Source organism: Moraxella sp. CTOTU47724 (assembly GCF_032014955.1).
GTDB classification, from domain to species: Bacteria; Pseudomonadota; Gammaproteobacteria; order Pseudomonadales; family Moraxellaceae; genus Faucicola; species Faucicola tetraodonis.
On the sequence record NZ_DALZSV010000098.1, the window covers coordinates 1 to 3,614 of the forward strand.

General features: G+C 38.7%; 3 protein-coding genes. All 3 read right to left on the bottom strand.

Going from position 1 to position 3,614, the window contains the following annotated elements; genetic code table 11:
* Positions 1-224: 224 nt before the first annotated feature.
* On the bottom strand, positions 225-1,277 hold the full coding sequence (locus RTR63_RS11605) for an ABC transporter ATP-binding protein (protein ID WP_282842408.1): 1,053 nt from the start codon (positions 1,275-1,277) through the stop codon (positions 225-227).
* A 20-nt stretch (positions 1,278-1,297) separates the two neighbouring features.
* Positions 1,298-2,290 (bottom strand): HlyD family secretion protein, encoded by a 993-nt coding sequence (locus tag RTR63_RS11610; RefSeq protein ID WP_312524412.1) that lies wholly within the window; start codon positions 2,288-2,290, stop codon positions 1,298-1,300.
* A 145-nt stretch (positions 2,291-2,435) separates the two neighbouring features.
* Positions 2,436-3,077, bottom strand: coding sequence for a TetR/AcrR family transcriptional regulator (locus RTR63_RS11615; protein ID WP_050326039.1), 642 nt, complete (start codon positions 3,075-3,077; stop codon positions 2,436-2,438).
* Between the last annotated feature and the right edge of the window lie 537 nt (positions 3,078-3,614).

Consider the following 3,614-nt stretch of genomic DNA (forward strand, 5'->3'; position numbering starts at 1 on the left):
AATACTACGGGTGATCTCGGTATTTTCTTGTAAATATATAGCGGTTGGTAGATGTTTAGGATGGTTGTTAATAACGAATCCAAATAGTACAAGCTGCATAATCGGTATCATTAACAGCATCGCAAAGGTGAGCCTGTCACGCTTCATTTGAATCAACTCTTTGATTAAAATGGCCTGAATTCGACTAATTGACAGTCTATTCGGACTACGCAAATAATAAGTCATTAGCGATTATCCCCACCTGTTTGCTTCTCTAAGGCAATAAACGCATCTTCGAGAGTTGGTGTTATGGTTTGCCAATAAATAATAGGTTGCCCTCGAGATTGCAAGGTTTGATTGAATATGACAAAGTCTTGTTCCATGGCTTGCCTATCATGCCCACTGACTTTGATTTTATCGGCATAGAAACTAGCTTCTTCGATACTAGGCAGTGCTTGAATGTCTGATAGCAAACTTCGAATAGTATTTTCTGTCGTACCTTTAGACTGAGTTTGCTGTATTTCGAGGGTAGGGTTACTCTGTGTTTCAAATGCAATCAAACCCGACTGCTGGATAATCTCATTGACGGTACCTTGTGTAATGAGCTTACCATATGCCAAATAGACAATATGATCGCAGCGTTCTGCCTCATCCATATAATGGGTCGATACCAATACTGTCAGTCCTTGTTCACTTAAACGATGGATTTGCTGCCAAAAGTCACGCCGAGCTTGTGGATCAACGCCTGCAGTAGGCTCATCGAGTAATAACAGCTTGGGTTCATGCATGGTTACTGCTGCCAATGCCAGCCTCTGCTTCCAACCACCTGATAAACTACCTGCCAGTTGATGCTGGCGTTTTTCCAATCCTAGATCAATTAAGGTTTTTTCTACAATTTTTCTGCGATTAGGGATTTCATACAACCTTGCCACAAAATCCAAATTCTCTTTAATCGTTAAATCTTCCCAAAAACTAAATTTCTGGGTCATATAGCCTGTTAAGTTTTTGATTTCACGAGATTGCTTGACCACGTCAAAACCTAGACAGCTCCCTTCTCCTGAGGTTGGTTCTAATAACCCACATAGCATACGTATGGTTGTGGTTTTACCAGAGCCATTGGGTCCTAAAAATCCCCACACTGATCCCGCAGGCTGTGCAATTGAGACATTGTCGACAGCCACTTTATTGCCAAATTTTTTACATAAATTTTTGACATCAATCGCTAACCCTTGGGCTTGGTTAATCATTGATAAAGGCTCTATCTTGCTATTAGAAGCTGAATAGGTAGAGGGTGCCATAAGATTTATATCCTTCATTTTTATTCGAGGATGACTTGTACAGGCTGCCCTACTTGCAAATTGGGCATAGTATCGGCTGTATTTAACACTCCCTCAACTCGAAAAGTGAGTTTGTCAGCGTTTTCATTGCTGTAGATAACAGGAGGGGTATAACTCGCTTGTGGACTTATATAGCGAATGCTAGCGTTTGACAAGGATTGCTGACTTCCTATGCCTTGTAAATTCACTACCTGCCCAACTCTAAGCGTTGATAATTTATCTTGGGGTACATAAAAGATAACTTTGCGATTGGCATGGGGCAAAATTTGCACAATCGGCTGACCTTGGGTTACATATTCGCCCGTATGATAATAAACTTGGCTAACTTCACCCGCTAACTCACTATTTACATTCAGTTGACTTAAATCATATTGGGCTTTTTCTAACGCCGCTTTGGCAGCTTTACTGGTAGCGATCGATGCTGTCAGTGTCTGCTTTCTAGCGGGTAAATTAGCTGCCCGAATTTGTGCTTGAATACTATCAACGGATGCTTGTGCTGTTTTAACTTGAGCCACCATTTCATCCACTTGGACTTGTGCCACTGCCGCTGACCGTTGGAGCATCTGAAACCGTTGAAGCGTTTGTTTAGCAAGCAATAATTGAGCTTGCGCAGATTTAAGCTGAGCTTGTAGACTGGCGATTTCTTCAGGTCTGGCACCGGTAGTGAGATTTTGACTTTGAGCAATTTGTGATTGCAGTTGGGCATCAGCTTGGTTGACAGCAAACTGCTCGCTATCACTGCGATAGTTAAATGCCAATTGTCCACGATGGAGAGTATCACCAAGATTGACGGTGACAGACTTTAACCACCCACTACGAGGTGCCGCTAAATAGCGATAATCGCCTTCAATATAGCCAACAGTACTATGTGCTGTCGAATTGTTTTTAGTGTCAAAAAAATGACTGATTTGTTTACAGCCTACTAAAGAGATAGCCATCAGCATCAGCGTCGCATTAGGTAGGAATTTTTGCATTGAGAGACTAAGCCCCTTAATCATCGTAGGATTTTAAAAGGTACTGATAGGCACAAGTCGTGAAAAGTAAACTTGCCTTAAAAAATAATAAAATGCCCTAAACCGTTATATTTAGCTTGCTAAATTTTTATCAATGGCATCGGCTTTATTGAGTCGCTGTCAGATAATTCATTAATATCTTTTGGTGGACCTGCAATAAAGCTTGAATTCTTGCTCTATCTGCTTGTTTATCTTCACCGAAAAACAATACTTGCATTAATACGCTTAAAATAAAGGGTGCTATAATAAGTTGCGCAGTGAGCATTGGCTCAGGTACATTGAGTAATTTCTTTTGATGGGCTTTTTCCAAAAATAATGCCAATTGAGACAAGGCGACATTTATGACATTTTGCTTATAATGTTCGACAATGATAGGAAAATTTTGACTATCACCTATCATAATTTTAATTAATTTAGGTAATTGGGTATCGACTAGTATGTAGGTTATTTCATCAAAAAAACCTTTAAAGATTTTTTCAATCGATTGCTCTGTCTTATCAAAATTATTTAAAAGTTGAGTGAGCTTTTGAACATTACCTAATGCCAATCGTTCGATTAATGCTAAAAATATGGCTTCTTTATTCTCAAAATACAGATATAAGATACCTTTCGACAAACCCGCCTGTTTAGCAATATCTTCTAAACGTGTCGCATGAAATCCTTTTTGAAAAAAAATTTCGATCGCAGCATCTAATAATTTTTCACGACGCTGGGTTTTTTCAAACTCTGTGGTAGCTCGCTGTTTCATTATTTAATTACCATCTTGACTTCTATCAACGTATTTGCCAAAATTATATCATTAAATAATTATCCAGTCAGTAATTTATTTTGTTGATTTATTCAATATTTTTTTCGACGAGGTTATAATGGCATCTAATTCAGTTTCACTAGAATATACGGATGAACCGCCCTTGTTTTATCGGCGACATAAAGTCTTGAGTCAGGCAGCATAGCCTGACTCAAGTAAACCCGTCTCCGCTAAAACCAGGACGGTTCACCCCTTTTAATCATAAATTTACGCAATTTGATTTTATTGGTTTTAGTAGATAGCAGAAAGCCAATAAACAGGCAGAAGATTAAGAAAATAAAAAATACTATGGAAAACACTTTTTTTCCATAGATTAGCCCCATTATCACGCTAATTTATAATGGTATAATACTCGACAAAATTCCTTACCGCCTTATATGGTCCGAATTCTCAGATGACCCTTGTATAAAAACATTTAAAAGGTTTTATAAGGTAAAAACTTTCCTGATAACAGGATATTGACGCGGTCTCCTGCAG

What these genes read in the sequence shown, in the direction of transcription:
- RTR63_RS11615 (WP_050326039.1), bottom strand. Translation starts at nt 3,077, where the DNA reads ATGAAACAGCGAGCTACCACAGAGTTTGAAAAAACCCAGCGTCGTGAA.
- RTR63_RS11605 (WP_282842408.1), bottom strand. Translation starts at nt 1,277, where the DNA reads ATGGCACCCTCTACCTATTCAGCTTCTAATAGCAAGATAGAGCCTTTA.
- RTR63_RS11610 (WP_312524412.1), bottom strand. Translation starts at nt 2,290, where the DNA reads ATGCAAAAATTCCTACCTAATGCGACGCTGATGCTGATGGCTATCTCT.